General features: G+C 35.7%; 20 protein-coding genes. 11 read left to right on the top strand and 9 right to left on the bottom strand.

Translation table 11 applies throughout. From position 1 onward, the window contains the following. The first annotated feature begins 76 nt into the window (after positions 1–76). Positions 77–286, top strand: a complete 210-nt coding sequence (locus tag ASC72_RS07040) for a hypothetical protein (protein WP_371258442.1) — start codon at positions 77–79, stop codon at positions 284–286. A 61-nt stretch (positions 287–347) separates the two neighbouring features. Here ASC72_RS07040 and ASC72_RS07035 read toward each other — a convergent pair whose 3' ends face one another. Genes ASC72_RS07035 through ASC72_RS07020 form a run of 4 tightly spaced genes read right to left on the bottom strand, consistent with a single transcriptional unit; the run spans position 348 to position 2889 of the window. Then, positions 348–1691: a PcfJ domain-containing protein gene (locus ASC72_RS07035; RefSeq protein ID WP_056188906.1), complete on the bottom strand. Its 1344-nt coding sequence runs from the start codon at positions 1689–1691 to the stop codon at positions 348–350. Beyond that, positions 1688–2074: a Cas9 inhibitor AcrIIA9 family protein gene (locus ASC72_RS07030; protein WP_056188903.1), complete on the bottom strand. Its 387-nt coding sequence runs from the start codon at positions 2072–2074 to the stop codon at positions 1688–1690. The genes ASC72_RS07035 and ASC72_RS07030 overlap by 4 nt, the downstream gene beginning before the upstream one ends. Positions 2075–2100: 26 nt before the next feature. Beyond that, positions 2101–2460, bottom strand: coding sequence for a hypothetical protein (locus ASC72_RS07025; RefSeq protein WP_056188900.1), 360 nt, complete (start codon positions 2458–2460; stop codon positions 2101–2103). Between the two features lie 42 nt (positions 2461–2502). Then, positions 2503–2889 (bottom strand): single-stranded DNA-binding protein, encoded by a 387-nt coding sequence (locus ASC72_RS07020; protein WP_056188897.1) that lies wholly within the window; start codon positions 2887–2889, stop codon positions 2503–2505. Between the two features lie 572 nt (positions 2890–3461). On the opposite strand from ASC72_RS07020, the gene ASC72_RS07015 reads away from it, so the two are divergent. The 3 genes from ASC72_RS07015 (at position 3462) to ASC72_RS07005 (ending at position 5888) form a co-directional block, all read left to right on the top strand. Then, the gene (locus ASC72_RS07015; RefSeq protein WP_056188893.1) at positions 3462–3959 is read left to right on the top strand and encodes an ATP-binding protein; all 498 of its coding nucleotides are present in this window, start codon (positions 3462–3464) and stop codon (positions 3957–3959) included. Between the two features lie 464 nt (positions 3960–4423). Then, a complete protein-coding gene (locus ASC72_RS07010) occupies positions 4424–5392 on the top strand; it encodes a hypothetical protein (RefSeq protein ID WP_131725787.1) in 969 nt (322 codons plus the stop codon). Position 5393: 1 nt separating this feature from the next. Beyond that, on the top strand, positions 5394–5888 hold the full coding sequence (locus tag ASC72_RS07005; RefSeq protein WP_056188886.1) for a hypothetical protein: 495 nt from the start codon (positions 5394–5396) through the stop codon (positions 5886–5888). A 58-nt stretch (positions 5889–5946) separates the two neighbouring features. On the opposite strand, the gene ASC72_RS07000 is transcribed toward ASC72_RS07005, so the two are convergent. The 5 genes from ASC72_RS07000 to ASC72_RS06975 form a co-directional block, all read right to left on the bottom strand. Continuing rightward, positions 5947–10071, bottom strand: a complete 4125-nt coding sequence (locus tag ASC72_RS07000; RefSeq protein WP_056188883.1) for an NACHT domain-containing NTPase — start codon at positions 10069–10071, stop codon at positions 5947–5949. A 422-nt stretch (positions 10072–10493) separates the two neighbouring features. After that, complete coding sequence (locus tag ASC72_RS06990; RefSeq protein ID WP_056188876.1) at positions 10494–11369, bottom strand: S-4TM family putative pore-forming effector; 876 nt, start codon at positions 11367–11369, stop codon at positions 10494–10496. 3 nt (positions 11370–11372) lie between these two features. Next, on the bottom strand, positions 11373–12374 hold the full coding sequence (locus ASC72_RS06985) for a hypothetical protein (RefSeq protein WP_056188873.1): 1002 nt from the start codon (positions 12372–12374) through the stop codon (positions 11373–11375). 46 nt (positions 12375–12420) lie between these two features. Further along, complete coding sequence (locus tag ASC72_RS06980; RefSeq protein ID WP_056188869.1) at positions 12421–12747, bottom strand: DUF3892 domain-containing protein; 327 nt, start codon at positions 12745–12747, stop codon at positions 12421–12423. A 689-nt stretch (positions 12748–13436) separates the two neighbouring features. Then, a complete protein-coding gene (locus ASC72_RS06975) occupies positions 13437–14357 on the bottom strand; it encodes a type IV secretory system conjugative DNA transfer family protein (protein ID WP_241775656.1) in 921 nt (306 codons plus the stop codon). A 184-nt stretch (positions 14358–14541) separates the two neighbouring features. On the opposite strand from ASC72_RS06975, the gene ASC72_RS24700 reads away from it, so the two are divergent. From ASC72_RS24700 to ASC72_RS06935, 7 genes are all read left to right on the top strand, one after another. Continuing rightward, positions 14542–14913, top strand: a complete 372-nt coding sequence (locus ASC72_RS24700; RefSeq protein WP_256380471.1) for a hypothetical protein — start codon at positions 14542–14544, stop codon at positions 14911–14913. Positions 14914–14925: 12 nt separating this feature from the next. Next, positions 14926–15546 (top strand): conjugative transposon protein TraK, encoded by a 621-nt coding sequence (gene traK, locus ASC72_RS06965; protein WP_056188866.1) that lies wholly within the window; start codon positions 14926–14928, stop codon positions 15544–15546. A gap of 262 nt (positions 15547–15808) precedes the next feature. Next, positions 15809–17098, top strand: coding sequence for a conjugative transposon protein TraM (gene traM, locus ASC72_RS06955; RefSeq protein ID WP_056188860.1), 1290 nt, complete (start codon positions 15809–15811; stop codon positions 17096–17098). Positions 17099–17110: 12 nt separating this feature from the next. Then, positions 17111–17974, top strand: coding sequence for a conjugative transposon protein TraN (gene traN / locus ASC72_RS06950; protein WP_056188857.1), 864 nt, complete (start codon positions 17111–17113; stop codon positions 17972–17974). Between the two features lie 15 nt (positions 17975–17989). Next, a complete protein-coding gene (locus ASC72_RS06945; protein ID WP_082564257.1) occupies positions 17990–19141 on the top strand; it encodes a hypothetical protein in 1152 nt (383 codons plus the stop codon). A 343-nt stretch (positions 19142–19484) separates the two neighbouring features. Beyond that, entirely contained in the window at positions 19485–19760 is a 276-nt protein-coding gene (locus ASC72_RS06940) for a helix-turn-helix domain-containing protein (RefSeq protein ID WP_056188854.1), read from the top strand. Further along, entirely contained in the window at positions 19747–20064 is a 318-nt protein-coding gene (locus ASC72_RS06935) for a hypothetical protein (RefSeq protein ID WP_241775655.1), read from the top strand. The genes ASC72_RS06940 and ASC72_RS06935 overlap by 14 nt, the downstream gene beginning before the upstream one ends. The last annotated feature ends 44 nt before the right edge of the window (positions 20065–20108 follow it).

Raw genomic sequence — 20108 nt, 5'->3', positions numbered from 1 at the left:
GAAAGCAATTGCAATCAATTTTAAATTTTTATTCTTTTAGGGATGGAGACGGCAATAGAATTAAGAGAGAAAAGATTTGGATGCCCTAAAACAGAATAAGGTAATAAGGCTTAAGGGAAGCCTTATTTCCAAAGCCTATAATGAGATTATCCATATTGAAGATCAGGATGATGAATTCCATATCAATTCATTTGAAACCGATCCAAGAAACCGCAACGAAGTAATGCAATATATTGAAGCCTTTATAGGCATGGAAAACCTTTCAGATACGGTGAGCCTGAAATAGGGCTTCCTAGATACAGACAGCCCGCCGGCAGAATGCCGGCGGGCTCCAGACGTTTCAAAGATTAAAAGTACAGAACATAAAAAGCCGATATAACTATCGGCTTTCTTTTTTTCTTTCTCCTTTTCATGCGTTCCCTTATGCGGTATAGGTTTTCGGAAAGGAGCTGCAGTATCTGCTTGTGGTGCTTGGAGGGCTTGTTTTTTAGTCCCCTGCATTGCAGGATTTCCATTTTAAAGAGTGAGATTTCGATGGTTTCGACAGATTTGTCTTCGACCTTAGCGGAGAGTATCAGCGAATCCTTTCTATCATAATACTCGTTGGTGAATACGCAATGCCCCAAATCGTCGCCTTCCCGCATAAAATCCTTTACTTCTTCTATAACGGAAATGCTGAGTTCCCCTTTGTGGAACGACAGCCCGAAAAAACGCTTCTTGTCGCTTTGGTATCTTTTCTGCGCCTTTTCGATTTCAAGGCGCAGGTCTTGGAGCTTTTTCATTCTTAGCAAACCCCTTTTTTTCTGCAACAAACGGTCGTGCGCTTCGCTGAGGTTTTCGGGGCAGACGTAAACGGAATTACAGAGGTCTTTTTTGAAATACCGAAGCAGTTCGAGATAATCCTCCCAAATCTGCACATCCGAAATCTTATAGCCATTTCTGATGACCGTTTTGACAGCCTGCCAGTTTCGTCGGATGTTCTGTCTTGAAGCGCCGAGATAGTACTGCAAGAGGTTCAGCTGTCGTGATTTTAGCAGGGTTTCTGCGATGGGGTCGGATAAAAGTGATGAGAAGAGCAGGTGCGGTGCAATATCGTAGACCGAACTTTTAAAGCCATTTCTTTTTAAAATCGGAAGCACTTTAATCTGCGAATAAACTTTAAAAGGATTGATATAAAATTTAGCATTACGGCTGAAATCCTTTGGCTTTATTTCAAGCGGGGAATAGAATTTCCATGCATCTAGCGTACTTGAAAACACATTGGTGCTGAGTGCGAGCGTGCGGACTTCGCCTTTGGGATTAATCCAATGCTGCATGACTTCCTTATGAAAATAGGTCGGCGTGAAATTTTTTTTCATGTGTTTGTGGCTAATTATCATGCGCACGACCTGAAACCCCTCACAGCTATCCACAACGGCAGAGTATTCAGTTTCTTTAAAATGCACCTGATTATAAGGCATCATTTTAAGTTTTCCTGCGCAGGCAGGGCAGGAAGTGAACTTAGCGCAGGTACTTTGGCAGGAGGGTTTCCAAACATGGGTGCACTGCAAACAGTAAAATTTGGAGCGTGACAATACGCCCCATTTGAGAAAAATATTCTGCTCCGCCCAAGTGAATACCTCAGGTCTTATGGGCGCAAGTGAACTGCTTAACGCCGTAAGTTGTTTTTCGATGTGGGTTCTGGGTATCATAGGTCAAAGAGTGTTAGTTCGGTCTGCACGGGTTTAACTTCTTTTTTTACTGGTGGAACAGTTTCTGTTTTGACTGTCATAGCAGGTATTTCAGGTTGCGTAAAAAGGTCGGACGGAGCAGGGGTCTGCACCACAACTTTGCATGCTACTGGGGCAGGCGTGCCGATGGAATCATCGGTGTAGTACTTTACTGCCATGTCGAAGATTTCCTGATTGTCAAAGGCACATAATCCTGTTTTTTTGACCTCCCCGAAAATGTAGTGCAGACAGCTTTCCAAATTTTTAGAAGCTTTGGCGTAGTGCGGTGCAAAGGCGGTATCGCCCTGCGCCAAAGTGCTGAGATAGTTCTCTATGGCATTTTTAAAATTTTCAGATGCTTTCATAAGAGTATATTTAAGAGTGAAAATTGCTATTCAAAAAGTCTTGAATAGAGGTCAAAGCAGTATTCTTCAAAGCAGAGCCAGCATACAAAAGTGTAATGCGGTGCCCCAAATCGGTTTTCAATCGGTTCGCCGATAGCTTCTTCCAATTCGGTTCGGATATTTTCAAGGTCATCGATATGCTCGATGTAAAATTCTTTGCAGTCGGCGTGGTAGATAAATTCTGAAATCATACCGCTCACACAGCCTCCTTGCTGTAGGTCAAGAAAAAAAGCTTTCAGTTGTTCTCTTCTTTTCCCGTCGTAAGAAGTGATGCTTTGAAGAATAATTTGATTGAAGGCATCGCTTACACGATATTCGCTGTAATTGGATTTTTTTAAGGCTTTCATGATATAATATTTAGGCGTATAAAAATTAAAGGCGTTGAAAAACTAGAAAGGCAGGTCATCGGGATTATCAGATGCATTCTGCGGTTTAAGTGCGGGTGTATGGGTATTATTATCCGTTTGCGCAAATACCAGTATCTTAATATCTGATGTATGAAAGGTCAGTGAGCCGTGCGCCTGAGCGTCATTCCCGATATAGACATTCAGCCCGATGCGCCCGAAGAGCTGTACTAAAGTTCCTTTTTTCAGCCACTGTGCCAGTCCTGCGCTCATCCAATACGAACAGTCGATATAGGTTACAATCTTTTTAGTTTCGGTGCTTCCTTTGGGTTTATAGCTGTCGTTGACTGCTATGGAGAAGTTTACCACCTCACGGTTTTCTTTTACTTTAAAAACTGAGGCATCTTTTACAATTCGTCCTGTGATTTCCATGACATAAAATTTTTAGTGAATACTTTTTCAAGTTTTCTTTCCCCATATCCCCCAAATGAAATTTTTCAAAAGAAAAAACGGGAAAAAAGAAAGCGGAAGACCAGTGTCCGGATACCGAGCCGGAGTGCTATAAGTCCCGAAGGGCGGCGAAGAGCCGTTATGCGCATGCAGGTGAGGGCGGGCACTACTTTGGCTGCCCTTTTAATCCGTTTTGAATTGAAATATTTTATCTAATTCCTTGAAAATGAGTAATTATACGTAGTGAAAAATAAATGTAAAGCTGTAGATTTGAGGGTGTTTTTAACTGAAAATCAATCTTTTAACCAATGTTGGAATTATGGAGACGATCAAATATTTAGAATCAGAAACAGCTAAAGTCTACAAGGCAAGGGACGGAGAGGATGTTCTTATTGAACTGCTTTGGGGAGACCATGTTGAAATCTTGGACCCTATCCCTCAAAAACGGTCTTTTGAAGGTGCACAGCAGATGGGCACCATATGTTCTTGATTCTATAAAAAGTAATGAAAATTCCATAGCATTTTTACAAAGGTTACACTAAATTATTTTTTCTTTGACAATAGACCTCTCTGTATACAATGCATTTATTAAGATTAGAATACAAATTATAATAAATTATTTCGATGTTATAACTAAGGGGTATTATTCCAAAGAACACATAGGTCCTCTTTATAACAAATTGGAAAGTAAATATAACGAAATTACAAAAGTTTTTGCCGTGACAAAAGCTGATAAATTAATTACAAATACTAAACCTGTAGTTATTATAAATCTTAATGACGTTAATGTTGAGATGAAAGTAATAATCCCTTTGGTAATATGTAAGTACTATTATGAATACTTTAAACGAAGCAATCTTGACAGGCAGAAGTATCTGAACATCATTGCAGATGAGGCTCACAATATTTTATCACGCAATTCTATCAGGGAAAGTGAAACTTGGAAAGATTATCGATTGGAAACCTTTGAAGAAATTATTAAGGAAGGAAGAAAGTTCGGAGTATTTTTAACCATATCCAGCCAGAGACCTATGATATATCCGACACAATAATATCCCAGTTGTATGATTACTTTCTGCATAGACTGATCAACAATAAAGATATTGAAGCGATCGGTAGGACAGTTTCTTATTTAGATAAAATATCATTCGATAGCTTATCAATATTACCACAAGGATGTTGTATTCTTGCTGGACTTTCGGCTGATCTACCTGTGGTCATGAAGGTCGATAAAGTATTAGATGAATATAAGCCTTATAATGAAACAATTGTATTGATATCAAAATGGAAATAAAATATATGGTCTGATTTTCAAAACTTCTCTATTAGTACATTGTTGTGGCTCTAAATCTTTATAATAAATTGAACTTTCATAACACTTTAATGTAAACAATTATAACTAAAATTTTGTCAATAAGTTATTTGTTGTAAGATGTTTACTGTTTTATAGTTTATTAGATTTGTCATTAAACTAACAATTTCATCATTCTGTTAATGAAATTATAATCACTAACCCATGACCACGACAATTACGAAGCTAACTGAAGTTAGATATTATTTATATGCGATTATAATGAAACCTTATGCTGATAAAGCTAAAGAATATAGTAGTTCAAAAATTGTTAAGGAAGTTGCTAACCATTTAGCAAATCTTAGGAGTCAGGGTAAGGCAGTTTTAGTTGACAGAAATGAAAGAAAGCAGGGTTTTTCTCCCAGAGAGCTTTTTTTGTCCAGTGCAGTCTTATTGCCCGCTGAACGTCGTATAAGATGTACTATGGCTTTGATTCGTAAAGGAAAGAATCCTATGTTTATGAAAAAAGGGACATTTGCTTTGGAGGAATTAAAACAAATGGGAGATATTGTAGAAATCACACATTTTTTTATTGATTATAAAACAGATCAAAATGTAGTTTGTGTAGAAAGAAATCCGCATGGTCCTAATATTGCTGATATAGAATATTATTTTAAAAAAATAGCAAGAGACGAGCTACAATTAGCCAAGTTTACGGAGTTAAACGTATTTATGGATAATAGTATTGAAAATACTTTAGGCGCTATGAAAAATGTGCTTAGTTTCAATATTAAACTAAAATCTGCAAATTTGGAACTTATTGATAAGCAATTGGAAAAGAACTATTTTAAAGGTTTTAATTTAATTACTAATCTTTATAAACCAGAGTTTTTGCGAATTGAAGCATTTTTTAAAAAACAAGGTAAAAAAGTGAACTTGCCAACTGAAAATAAAATTGCAACTGGAATGTTTGCAAAAGCTCTCGAAGTATTCAAGGCTAATCCTGAAGAAACTGATTATTACGATAATTTCGTTGTAGTATATGAGGATGGTAAAGGTGTTGAGGAAACTTTTAATTTATTAAAAGACAAGAAATTCTTCGAAAGAAAAATTGAAGAAGGAAAAGATTTGAAACAAGGTGAAAGTTATGATTTAATAAAAGATGATTTAACATTGTTTGTAAATTCACTTTAATATGAAAATTGTAGACATATATTTTAGAAATCCTTTATCGTGGGATTGCATAATCAGTGTTTTTGTAGCTGCAGGTACTTGCAAGCTGACTTATGATAAAGTAATAGAAGTTCCCAAAAATGATTTTATTTTGTCGTCTGTATCGGACATAGCTAATATAAGTTTTAGTAGTACTGGATTTATTTTAACAATTCTGACAGTTTTGATTACTTTTAAAGCAGGGAGTCATAAAAAGGATAAAATTGAAAATTATGACTCTGCGTTAGATTTTTTCTTCCAAACAGCATTGTACGGACAAACGACACATCATTTAAAAAACTGCATAAAGTCTCTAGTAATTCTTGGTTTGACAGGTTATGTATTTAAAATAATTACTCCCAAATCCTTTATGGAATATCTGTTTTATTTTTTGATATTTAGCCTTTTCATATTAGCTCTAACATTAATGAGATGCTTATTAATTTTGAATAGAGTTTTAACTCTTCAAAACAAATAGTTTATTAGCATTTTGATGTATTCAATTTTTTTCTAGATAACCATGAAGAATGGTTTTGCTATTTTAAGATTTGCTCTACTTTTTGTAACGCTTCATTGAAATTGAGTGCTTTGGATTGCGCGTTTATGTAACTGTTTTTAGATTTATCTATTAATTGATTAACGTGAAATAATTCATTGTCTAAATTTTGTTCCTTCGCCCATACTTTAATATTTATAAGTTCGGCTTGTACCGAATCATAACTTTGCTTAGTTTTAGATAAATTTGAAACGTAGGCGAAAATAAAATTTCCTAATCCACTAAATCCTCTTTCTTCTGAATCTACTCTATAAATTTTATCAAATAAAGTTTTTAAAATATTAAAGTCTTCTATAGCAGTATAATTTGTATAGGAAGCCTGGCTTAATGAAGGAAGTTGATTTTTGTTTAAAAAGCTAGAAACATATTTCACTGCTGAAATTGAATTTAGTTCAAATAATATTGATAGGGCAGTGGAGCTATAATAATTCTTTTCGTCCAAGATTTCTGTTTCAAGATATTCTGCTGCTTTCCGCTGGCAGAAATCTTGTTCAATTTTTAAATCCATTAGAATTTTAAGTGAAGACCAGCATTTGTGGCTTGTAACATCCTGACAAAGTTTTTTTAACAGTTCAACATCTTTTGTAAGATTTACAAATAGCTCAAGTTTCTTTTCAATATTATAATTGTAATCAGGCATTAAGAAATGTTCTTTGATTTTTGAAAATGCTGCGCTTAAATTATTGTCAAGTGCATATTGAATATGAATATTTAAAGGCAGAAATACTAAATTTTTAGTATTGATATTGTCAATAATCCTTTGATTAAAAATAAGGTCATTATTAATTTTACGCTTTAACCATTCAAGTTTGTCATCGCCTTCGTTTGAATTATTTACATCTACGAATTCAATGCAGTTTAAAAGAAATTCCTGTGGCAGGTCAAAATTAAACTTCATAAGAAAAAATAATACTGTTTTTAATTTGGCATAATCCTCAAGGGCACCGTATCTATCGGCAGTAACATATCGCAGGATTCTGTCAAAACGGATTTCGTATGATTCTTTTTGGCACCATTGATTTAGCCTGTTTTGCTGTTCATTACTGATTACAAAATTATTATGGGTATCATTTAATGCACTAATCTGTGATTTCATTTCATTTATTAAGGTAGCTTCATCTTCCAGTAGATGCTCGACATCATCAAATTTTACTTCCGTATTTTGCTGATGGATGAGCCTTCTTAATAAAGTGATTGCAATGTCTCCTTTATTGGAATGACCATTTTTATGGTACCAATTTGTTTCAATTTTTCGAATCATCTCTGAACTTATAGATGACCCGTGTTCTTCAAATAAAGATTTTATTCTTGAAATCAATTCGGATTTATGGAATAACAGATCAAAATTCTGCTGCGGTAAACTCTTGAATTTTGCAACCAATTCATCATATTCTTTATCAGTTAATAGCGGTTCGTTAAACTTGAATCCTTTCTCCAGCATAGTATTGTTGAAGTGCTCGGCAAGAGATCTTTTCCCGTGATTTGCCATTATATTTCTGTAATAATCAAGATTGGCGGCTTCCACTGAACCGTCACTAAATTTATTGATAATTAACTCAATAGTATTCTCATTGGTAATGGAAGCTAGAAAATAACCAACCCTGTCAAAAGAAAAACGGCTGATTAAGCAATCAAAAGCTTCTAACTGACTTCCGGGCTTTAATTTTAGAAGCAACGTTTTTAAAGCATCTTCTCTAAGGTAAAATTTTGTTGTATCAAGAAGTGAAGAAAGCAGTTCAGTAAGAAAAGATTTTTCCCTCTCTTCAAAGTAAAGGCATCTGTTTATTAATTTTTCAATAAAGTCATTGCTGCTGTAGTCATCTTTTTCATCATCAAAATAATATTTAGCCAAAGTGATAAAATGAGATGATTTTTCTAATCTAAGGATTAATTCTTCGAGTACCCAGCTTGTTCCTCTTATTACTTCATCTTTTACCGCTCTTTCATTATATCCTTTTTCTAGTAGAAACTCCATTTTAATAAACCAAAAGAAAGTATCAATTTCTTTACGGTATTCAATCAAAGATAGCAGCGATCTATTGAGCTGTTTATTTGTTTCCTGTTTAAAGAGTTCAAAAATGTTATTTAAATACTTGGGATCTTCATCACATAGTTTTTGATCTGCAATACAATCCAGTATATGGGACTTGATCATTTCTGAGTGTCCCGGGCTGGTAAGGAAGTTAAAAAATAGGGTTTTAAGATTTTCTTTTTTGTATTCAGGTATTGTAAAATAGCTTAAAAGTTCCAGTGCCGAGATAACTGCTCTAAAATGATTGTTGGGATCCGTTATGAATGAAACCAGATAGTCAAAATTGTCTTCGCAGTTTCCAAATTCTGCGATTTCTTTGATAGAGAAGGTTCCCGATGAAATCCAAAAAGTTTTTTCGACACATTCGGATTTAAAATAATCCTGAAACACTTTAACTCTAAAATTTGCGGTCCTGCTTTTATCAGCCTTAATAAGTAATTCAGGATTGTTTATAGTCAGCCACCCTATTAATGAATTGTATTTGTCATCTTCGAGAATATTAATTAAAAATGTGATTGTATTGAATAGTGTAGGGTGCGTCTTTTCTATTCCCTGAATCGAAATAAAACTTAAGATCTGCTCAAAACTTAGTTCACTGATGGCTGCCGCTGCAAAATACTCCTGATAATTCTTATGGATAAATTTAAAACTGCTTTTATCAAATGAATTTTCTATTAAACTCAGTTTTACTAATTTTTTATATTTAATTCCAAAAAGGTCTTTGAGCTGCTTCTTATCAACACTTGTCTGTTTTGTCAGTTCTAAAACAAGGGATAAGATTTTGTATACTTCCAGATCATCCTGAGCCAGCTCTTCCTTGATATCATCGTAAATGCTAGAAAGAGAGACAGGTAATTTTTTATGGTTTTCATAATATTTACCAAATCTGTTAAGCATAAAGGGATCTTGAAGTATATCCTTAAAATTGCTTCTGCTGATTTTATTAAATTTGCTTAATGGAATATTGTATTTTTTGTTGAGCAGTTCAAAACTTTGATCAGAATTGAAATTATCTAAATAGAATGCTGCCGGCTCCAAAGACTTTAGTTCATCATTGTAAGCATATGTTCTGCAGGAAACAATTATTTTAAAACTTATATCCTTATATGCCAATAGATTTTCTATTACCTTGTTTAACTCGTTTTTAAATTCAAATTCATCCAAAGCATCAAGAAGCAGTACAGTTTTTTTATTCAAAGCCCAATCGGTAGGTAAAAGATCATCCAGGTTGTCAAATTTTTTGACACCCGATAAACTTACAAATATGGGTGTGATCTCAAGTTTTGAAATGTTTTTCTCGAAGTACTTTGAGACATTGATGAGTTCAGTGGTTTTGCCGCTACCAGGTTCGCCTAACAATAAAACAAGGCTGTTTGTTTTAATTACATCCAGCAGATTTTTATCCTGAAAGGAGAATGAAAATTTATTTGTTTTTAATTTTCTGCTTATATAGAGTTTAGGTTTAGAAACTGATGCTTGTTCCAAATATTCTTTTCGTTTTTGAGACAACTTGAAATTTGGAATTTCACCTTTTGAGTATAGAAGTTTTTCAAAGTATTCCAGAATGCTGTTATGAGTATCAGAATTCATTTTAGCATAGACTTCACCCTCATAGACTTTGCAAAATATTTCTTCATTGAGAGATAATATTTCCTTTATTTTATTATTTGGAGTGAGAATAATGATCTTAAACGGATTAATTTTATTGAAATAATCTTCCAAATGTTTTGGATTTGAGTCTTGTGTACATTTGCTCAAATCAATTTTTGGAGACAAAAAAATAAATATTGAGTCTTTTTTTTCATAGGCCGATCTATCAAATTGCATTACTTTGGTAAGCAAATGTGCTTGTTCAAGTATGGATTTCTCATAATTTTTACACTCAATAAATATACCCCGTTTAAAAAAAGCATCATTTAAAATCGCAACTTCAAATCCTACATCAAATCCATGCTGAAAACCAGACTTTTGAACCCAGTTATTATTCACCTGAATTTTTAATTGTTTGAACAAAAACATAAAAAAATCATGTGTAATTTTTTCAAAGCTGCTGCCTTTCTCCTGATTTGTCATAGTTAATAATTTTCTCTCAAATATATTAAAATACTCCTTGTTGACTACTACAATATTGTATCTAAACAAGCACACAGCAGTGAATTTTTTATTTAGTTTAGAGAATAGAAATGTATTAATAGTAAAAAGCGGAATAACCGAATTCTCTTCGGTTTTTCCACTTTGAGGCTTTTTCGCTTTTCTGCTTTTTCATTCGGGAACTGGCTTGGTAGAGGTTTTTTTGCATGAGCTCCATAATGATTTTATCATGCGGGGATTTGTTATTTTTCATACCACGGCATTGGACTATCTCCATTTTAGAAAGTGATATGTTTATAGTTCTATAAAATTGCAAGTGCCACGATTTTGCCACAGAATTTAAGACAATATTTAACAATCTAAATATGAGTTCCTTATAATTCTATTGTTTTCCTAAATTATCTTTACTCAGCCGCATTTGCATTTTTTTTCATCAGTATTTCCAGTGAAGTTCTTCTCCATTTGTAATACCAGTCGGGAACTAGTGGACTGTCTTTTCTGCTGCAGAAAATTTTATCCTGAACTGATCTAAGTTCGGCTTCAGTGGGATCTTGTGATCTTTCCTTAAGCTGCAGTATAGTTTTTCTGAGCTCAATCGAGGATGTCAATGATTTTCTGTTTTCCATCACAATTTTTAAAGTTAAGACTATCATAGGCAGTACTGGAAGTAGCACTGTAGTAATATAGTTGTTAACTTTAATGTCAGAAAGCACCGCTATAACAAGGGATATAATAACTAAACCCAAACAAACTAAAATATTTGCCATTTTGAAATGTTCTCTGAGTTTCGTATCGTAAAATAAATTTGTTTCCTGACAGAGAAGTATGGCACGTTCACGAGAGAGATTTTCAAGATCAATGTCATACCAATTTTCAATGGGAGCTTTTGGGTCAGGAAGATACAGGGCGGAATTATGCTCAATTATATATTTTTCAGGTTTTGACCCCGAATTAATAGCATTCCATGTGAGGACGTACACACTGCAATCAAATAGCTCCTGTGCTTTAGCTCCTGATGTACGCAGGCCTGAAACATAAAGATTGAAATAAAGAATTTCTGAGCATGTAATTATAACTGCGGCAATGCCGATGCAGGCATTGAGATCAAAAGCCAGTTGGTTCCTAGGAATTAATTTCATAAAACTGAATATAATGGTAAGACCAACCGTAACGATAATTTGTATTCCAAATGCATATTTAGCGTTGCTATACAATACTCTTCCGGCTTTGAGATACTTCAGTTTACCACAATCATTCTGTAAAGTTTTTATTGTATTCATATCTTAACTTCCTGTATATTTTGGAAATTCGCTTCCGAAAATGCTTCCCCATTTAATGATAGATTCTTTTATCTTCTTGCCTATTTCAAGCTGGCGTGCTTCGTTAGCAGTCTTGAAGTCTACGGCTGCTTTTGACTGAATTGAATTTCTCTCTTCATAGGTTAAATGATTTATGTCTCCTTGAAAACCTTTAGGGTCATTGAGAGGCTTGTGGATGTTATTATGGATATAAGCTAGGACTTTTGGTATTTCAATATCAATATATTTCGAACTTTCAACTCCTGAATTGTAATAGTTGAGTATCAGATTCTCAAGAAAATAGGATTTCATTGTCGGCATAGTAGGTCTTTTGGTCCAGTACTTCAAGATACGGATTACCTCAATTACCGATACCTCTTGGATGCTATTGATGTAATCCATTCTTTTTTTATCAATTCGAGGGTCGGTAGCTTTCCAGTTTCCCTTCCCGTCGGGAATGAGATAGAAAGTGCTCCCGTCAGCCAGAGGAGCAGTAATGAAACACGGAACAATGTCATACACCCATTCGTAGGATTTAAGACTAAGAGTAACGGCTTCCTGATTACGTTTTATTTCTGCCTTATCGTAGTAAGATACACTAGAAAGAGAGCTTATGAATTTATTTATTACTTTGATTGAATTTAAAATATTTGTTCCCGCATTGCACAGAGCTATCTGTCTTGTGGCTGCAGGTGGTACGGAAATCTCGAAGCGATCGGAGTACTGAGTCCTGGAGTTTGATTCGGCATGTAGGACAATCATCAGGTCGATATCGTCCAGAGGCCTGATTTTGGTTTTTCTGGAAAATGATCCGTAGTCGATGCTTACATCGGGATGTAGGAGAGGGAATTTATTATCATCTGGAAATTTTTTGATTTCAGATACCAGATTATTTTTACTGGATTTAGCTGTGTCTGACCTTGCGGTGTCTATTCTGACATAGTAGTGCAGGAACTGCTCAAATGCCTGATTTACGGTTGTTGCCATCTTTAAAAGAAATTTAGTTCAACGTATGGTTATTCTGACCGGCCTTCTAATATATATATCTGTAATTGATCAGATGCAGTAGATTATCACGCACCGTACCGTCGTGTGTTGTTCTCAGGAAGGACTGATTTCCTGCTACAACGTGCACATCTCCCCCTGCAAACCAGCTCGCTGCGGCATAGTCCCAGAGATATGTTTTTGCTGTATTGCTTGGTTTTTGCAACAGCTCCACTGCAGCGGCTTTAGTCATTTTCACAGCCTTATCTATAGTATAGCTTTTCCCGTCTGCATTTTTTGTTCTGAGGTGAACTGCATAATGTGTTATGATGCCATCGGAATTTTTCCAAATTCCAGAAATTCTGTATTCTGCCATTTTTCTGATTTGTTAAAGTTAGACAATAGGGCAAATATTCTTTTTTATTTTAAAGCTTTTTTACGGAAAACCGTAACTGCTGATATTATTTAAAGGGTAAACATATGGATTATTTTTTTGAAAATATCGGGTAGAACTACTGTTTTTTGCAGATATTGTTGTCTTTTTCAGATCTTTAGCTCTTTGATATTTTAGAAGTAGCAGGAAAAAATAAAAATAATAGAATTTATAAAATGCTATGATCGGTAAAGGATTAATAAGAGTCAAGAGTGATGATTGTATAATCAAGTGCATTTATATCGAGGAGTTTTTCTACCTGAATTGCGAGAGCTTCTATCGAAATCCAAAAAGTTCTTCGTGTAGAAAATCATCAAAACTTTAAATTGTCTGCGCCCTCATATAAAAAAACAATGCATGAGCTATAAGTTAGTTAAGGATTTTTTTTATGTTGTACATAATTCTTCCTGTAAAACTGTGTGGTGTTAATTTTGGGCATACGATATGAAAGAAAAACTGCAATCCTGCAAGACTCTATTTAGCCTTCTGCGCGTGACTGTTTTGGATATGTGTTTGAAAGATATTACAAATGGAGAGAAGGACGAAAATACGCTTCAGATTTTAAAAGAACCTGGCAGGTAACGGACCATTTTTCTTTTCTCTAAAGAATGAATACATTACATTATTAGAGGCTATTTTTCTTTTTTGAGAACCAGCGATGAAAGCGCCGGGCTTTTGATTATCCGTTCCATTTCGCTGTGGATTATTTCCTGAATCTCAATTTTAATCTGCAGATAATTTTTCTGGATGATAACATTATCAATTGTCCGTATGATCGGAATTTCTTGGTAATTATCTGTTTCTTTTTTAATTTTTTCGTGGTCGTTGATGATCTCGCAGTGAAAGGTTTTAAGCTCAATTCTGCAGTCCGGGTTATCGGCTGTCATGCCCACGAATTCCCCCGAACTCAGCGAAGAAATCTTTGAAGGCGGTACTGCGGATTCGAGTTGTCGCGAACGGCTGATGGAGGTGTCGCTGCTGTTTATTGAAAGGCTTTCCCGATCCTGCATTATTTTTCCGAAACGCTCTGAGAGCTGTTTTGCAGTATCCCCGCTGACCTGTCCAGAGACAATATTTCCGACTATATTAATGATCACATCAGCCTGCTCACGGCCGTAGTCTTTACGAAGCTGGCTGAAGTCCTGAATTCCAAGACAGGTGCTCACTCTGTTGCTTCTTGCTGTTGCAATCAGACTGTCAATATTATTGAGATAGATAGTGGGGAACTCGTCAAAAACAAGACTGCTTTTAAGTTTTCCTTTCTGGTTTACCTGCTTGATAAGGCGGCTGACAAAAAGGGAAAGAACTGCCCCGTAAGTCTGTATCTTCTGCGGATTGTTCCCCATTGAAACAATTTTCGGGTCGGATGGATTATTAATGTCAAGGGTAAAATCACTGCCCGAGAGTACGTAGTAAAGCTGAGGAGAGGAGAGTTTCGCCAGCGAGATTTTAGCCGACGCTATCTGACCCTCCAGCTGGTCGACTGCCTCATTCAGGAATGCGCGGTTGAGCGAGGTGCTGAGGGTTTTGTTTGAAGCTGCCGCCTTATGCATTGACACCCTTCGGACCTTTCAGCTCGTGGTGCTTTCCATTTTAGGTCCGCTGGTATTTGGAATAGCAGTATTTGACGGCTTCCAGCACACGCTCACTGTCTGGCTTGCCCGATATATCAATATTTACCTCTGGCTTCCTGTTGCCAATATATTCGGAAGCATAATCGGAAAGATTCAGGAACTCATGCTCAAGCTGGACCTCTCGCAGGTGCAGGCAACAGGTGACACTTTTTTCAGCAGGACCGATATGTCATATTTAATTTTCATGATAATAGGCATCATAGGATATTTTACCGTGCCTTCTGTTGCCAATTATATTGTTCACGCAGGCGGAGGAGGAGCCCTGGGTCATAAAGTGACAAGCATGTTTGGAAATTCAGCTAGTTCTGTTATGAGAACCTCTTCAAATGCGGTTGGAATGACTGCTGATGCGATGGGAGATGCGGATCGGAGAATGACCAGCAGCATGGCTGCGACAGCAGGAAGCAGTCCTTATTTTACTGATAAAGGAAACTATATGAATGACAGGCTTAAAGGAAATTCTAAACAGACTTAATAACAGGAGCATATGTTTACCAAAATGAAAAACATTGATACGGCATTTAGATATGTGAGAGGTTTCACGATGCTTGTAATTGCAGGCTGCATCATAATAAGCTGCTATGCTGTCTATAAAAGTTTCCAGACAGTGAGCCTTATGCAGGATAAAGTATATATTCTGGCAAACGGTAAAGCGCTGGAAGCTTACGCTTCGGAAAGAAAAGATAACATTGCTGTTGAAGCAAGGGACCATGTGAAAACCTTTCACAAGTTTTTCTTTACCCTTGATCCTGATGATAAGGTCATTAAAACGAATATCACAAAAGCGCTATATCTGGCAGACGACAGTGCAAAACGGATTTATGATGACCTGAAGGAAAACAATTTTTATTCGGGTATTATATCAGGAAATATCAGCCAGAGCATCCAGATTGATAGCATAAGCATTGATATCCGTGAATATCCCTACCGTTTTAGATGTTATGCCAGACAGAACATTATCCGTACTACCAGTATTTTGAAAAGAAGCCTGCTTACAGAAGGTGCGCTTCGCAATGTATCAAGAAGCGATAATAATCCGCATGGTTTTCTTATCGAGCGGTTTAATACGATTGAAAACAAAGATCTTTCCGCAGAGATCAGAAAATAGAGATTTATGAAATCCTTTTTTACAAGACAGACTGAGCCTTTTGTGTATCACAAGTATTATCTGCTATTGCAGAAAAGATGGGCAGAAAAAATGAAGAGAGTCACAGATGGGCTCTCTAAAACAAAACTGATCTGGGGACTTCTGTTCTTTACGGTTTTGACATCGGGTTATTTAATTTATAACCTGTATAGGACATTTTATAAACAAGCTGAGGTTTCAACAGCTTCAAAAATTAAGACAATCAATTTAAAAAACTAAAATTATGCAAGAGAAAACATTATCTCCAAAGGAATCTAAAAAGAGAAAGATGCTTTTAATGCTGCCTCTTATAACATTTCCATTTCTCACATTCTTATTTTATTCATTAGGCGGCGGAAGAATGGAATCCAAGATGGCAGGGAACGACGAAAGGAAAGGATTCAATTTTCATCTGCCACTGCCTAAATTTAAAGAAGATTCAGCACTGGATAAGATGAGCTATTACGATCAGGCAGCAGTTGATTCGATAAAACTGCGAGAGCAGATAAAAAAAGATCCTAACTATATTGATAATAAAGTCTCGGAAGATAAAGCAGATTCTTTTTCCACAAGTGATTTTGAATCCCGCATGCTTCCAAAAAACAGATCAGCTTTTAATTCTCAGTCTTTTCAGGACCGCAATGAACAGAAAGTTTATGAGAAGCTGAGGGCTCTTGAAAACATAATCAGCCAGCCTGCTGTCCCTGCTTACGGTCAGGACATGAGGGAATTTGAAAATTACGGCACTTCTCGTGGAGAATCGGAAGAGATTAAAAAACTTGAAGGGCTAATGTCGACGATGAGCACGACCCAGGAACCTGATCCAGAACTTCAGCAGTTAGGCGGTATGCTGGAAAATATTTTGGATATACAGCATCCGCAGCGCGTGCAGGAAAGGCTTAAAAAAACATCTGAGAGCAAAAAAGGCAAAATATATTCAGTGCAGAAAAAAGAAGCAGAGAATAACATAAGCTCACTTCAGCGGAATGCCGATTTGCAGACCTCTTTGAAAACAAATGAATTTTATTCTCTGGACGAAGCACAGCCTGGTGAAGAAATACAAAATTCTATTGAAGCAGTTGTGCATCAGACGCAGACTATTGTCAATGGCTCGGTGGTTAAATTAAGACTCACGAATGATATTTTTCTCCAAGGAACAATTATACCCAGAAATGCTTTTCTGTATGGTATGGCGGCTTTAAAAGGAGAGAGGCTGGAGGTGAAAATCACAAACATCCAGTACAATAATTCGATATTTCCCGTCGAGCTGGCAGTCTATGATATGGACGGGATTGACGGCATCTATATTCCCGGAGCGATTAACAGGGATGTGGCTAAAGCATCTGCCGATCGTTCTATCCAGACACTCGGCCTTACCGGGATTTCGGAATCTTGGGGTGCACAGGCCGCAGGTATGGGCATCGAGGCAGCCAAAAGTCTGATGAGCAAAAAGGTAAAACTCATAAAAGTGGTTGTAAAGGCGGGGTATCAGGTGCTGCTGTATGATGAAAAGCAAAAGAATTTAAAACCTTAAAAGAGAGAAAATATGAAAAGAGTGAATTATTTGTTTTTAATCAGCTTACTGCTGGTTTGTGTTTCAGTTAATCCACAGTCAAACGCAAAGGAAACTGCCTTTTACGAAGACCAGTATAAAAATCTACAAGTAGGTTTTTCTAAAACCACAAGCATTATTTTTCCTTATACAATCAAGAGCATAGATAAAGGAAGCGCAGAAGTGCTTGTACAAAAAGCAAAAGGAGTTGAGAATATACTACTTGTAAAAGCTGCTAAACAGCATTTTTTCCAGACCAATCTGACAGTTGTTACATCTGACGGGAAATTGTACGTTTTTGTACTGAATTATGATGAAACGTGCCCTGACTTAAATTTTAAGGCTGAAAATGCAGTGGTTGCAAGCAGGGATGTGCTGTTTTCTTTAGAAAACGAAAATCAGAAAAGAATTGAACAGTGTGCTTTGACTGCGTATTCCAAAAAGAAAAAAATCAGTGGTCTAAAAAAATCAAAGTATCAGATCAGACTGGAGGTGAACGGGATCTTTATCCAGCAGGATGTTTTGTATCTGCGTGTTGTTTTTGAAAACAAATCAAAGATTAATTATGATATTGATCAGTTTCGTTTTTTTATCAGGGATAAGAGAAAATCAAAACGAACTGCCTCACAGGAAATTGAATTGGAGCCTTTGTATGCAACTTCATCGTCTTCTGTAATTCCTTATAAATCTGAAATAATAAAAGTCTATGCGCTGGAGAAATTTACTATACCTGAGAATAAGTATTTAACGATTCAGATGATTGAAAAAAACGGCGGAAGACATTTGGAAGTAGACATAAATAATAATCTGACTGACCTGGTTTTTCCGATTTCCGAATTAAGCAGTGACACTTTTTAAGCTTTAAAATAAATTATGATAATCAATTTAGCTGACACTGAAATGATGCTGCCATTTGCTGAGGAAATGGCTTATAACGGCCATCGATTTGCTGCCTTTAATACAGGTGAGGTAACTGATACCTACACAATTGAGTTTTTTAGAAACCCATTGGATGCGAAGGAGTACTGTCTGGTTATGACCAATGATGTGAATTATTTTCAGAGCCTGCCGATTGAATCAGTTATCGACGACTTGCGAGCAGTTTTAAATAGCGGGGCAGATACTTCCGAAAATGAAGCAATAGAACTTACTGGATTTGCCAAAAGGGAAATAGATAGGAGAGAAATTTTAGAAAATAATTTAAATGAAAACGCAATGAATGAGAAAAATTTAGAATACCTGAAAGACCAGTTAAAATATACTGGATTTGGAGAAACGTTCGATGCTGAACTGCGAGAGAACATAATGAAGGGAGATAAGGATTTTAAAATTATGCACACCAGCATTATGAACAATGGTCTGCCAAATAAGGATACCTTAATTGTAGAATTAAATTTCAAAAGGTCTGAGCAGACAGATATGTACTTTTTTAATTCCTATCATGTCAATCTTCAGAAAGAAGAAAACAAACCTGGTCTGGAACAGACCTTCTACATCAACAAAGACAACGCCAGCATTACAATGAAAGAGGCTTATAATTTGATGGAAGGCAGATCTGTCAATAAAGATCTTAAAAACAAAGAAGGGGAGAGCTATAATTGCTGGCTGAAAATCGACTTTAAACAATCTGACAATGGGAATTTTAAGCTGAACCAATACCATCAGAATTATGGGTATGATTTGGAAGCAAGTCTGGCAAAACATTCAATCAAAGAGCTCAATACTCCGCAGTATAAAGAAGACCTTTTAAATTCCCTTAAAAAAGGAAATCTTCAGTCAGCGACTTTCGTAGTTAGCGGTGTTGAAAGTAAAATGTTTGTGGAGGCAAATCCCCAGTTTAAGACTGTTAATGTTTATGATGAAAATTTACAAAGAATTAATCATCGAGAGAGCAAGGAAGAGAAAAAGGCTGAATCTCAAAAAGAATCAGTATCTAAAGATCAAAAAAAAAATCTAGATTCTGATGAAGGTGATTCAGGGAGGAAAGATAATAAAGTAAAGAAAAGAAAAACTCCTTCACTTTAAAAGTTATGGAAAAATTAAAGCCTTTATCGGATTTTTTCACCGCAATAGAGAATGATTACCGGATTAGTCCGATGCATATTGCCATTTATGCAGCTCTATAACAATTTAGATCCGTTAAGGGCTTTATTAATCCAATTTTTGTATTCAGCTCGGAGATTATTGTTATTGCAAAAGTTTCTTCAGCAAATACGTATCATAAATCTGTCCAGGAACTTCATCAGTATGGATACATAAAGTATAGACCATCTTTTAAAAAAAATCGTGGCAGTGAAGTATATTTTTTGTTTTAAGCTGATGCGGACAGTTAAAGGTTCTGCAATTAATAATTTTATGAAAATGTACTATGAATGAAATTGTTACAAAGGAAGATCTAAGGCAGTTCGGTCTTCTATTACTGGATAAAATACAAACGATATTTAAAGAAAAGAATTCTCAGCAAAAAGAATCGTCAGATCCCGAGTGGTTAAAAAGTAAAGCTGTCCGGAAACTGCTTGATATTTCTGCAGGTTCAGTTCAAAATCTTCGAATGACAAAGAAAGTCCGATTTAAAAAGGTTCTTGGCTCGTACTACTACAATAAAGAAGACCTGCTAAAACTTTTCAAAGATGAATCAAATTAATAATATAACGGAAGGCCAAGTCATAGATTGCTTATCTATTTATATGGATGATCCGCAGCTCAACGTTTGGCATTTGGCTATTTTAAATGCAATTTTAAGTTTAGGCTATAGGCAGGGAGAGAGGCAGAGAATTAAAGTCAGCCGTCGTAAGCTTATGTTATTGTCACATATCAATACACTGCCCACTTATCATAAATATTTCAAACAGCTTCAGGATTTGGGCTATATTAAGTATATGCCTTCTTATCATCCTGGTTACAGAAGTGAAGTTGAATTATATCAAAAGAGGTTATCTCATAATTGAGATAACCTCTTTCTTTTTATATCAAATTATTTTAGAAATTATAT

Origin of the sequence: Flavobacterium sp. Root420 (genome assembly GCF_001427905.1) — a bacterium.
Lineage (GTDB): Bacteria > Bacteroidota > Bacteroidia > Flavobacteriales > Flavobacteriaceae > Flavobacterium.
The sequence above is the reverse complement of the archived record's forward strand: the minus strand, read 5'-3'. Positions and strand labels throughout refer to the sequence as shown.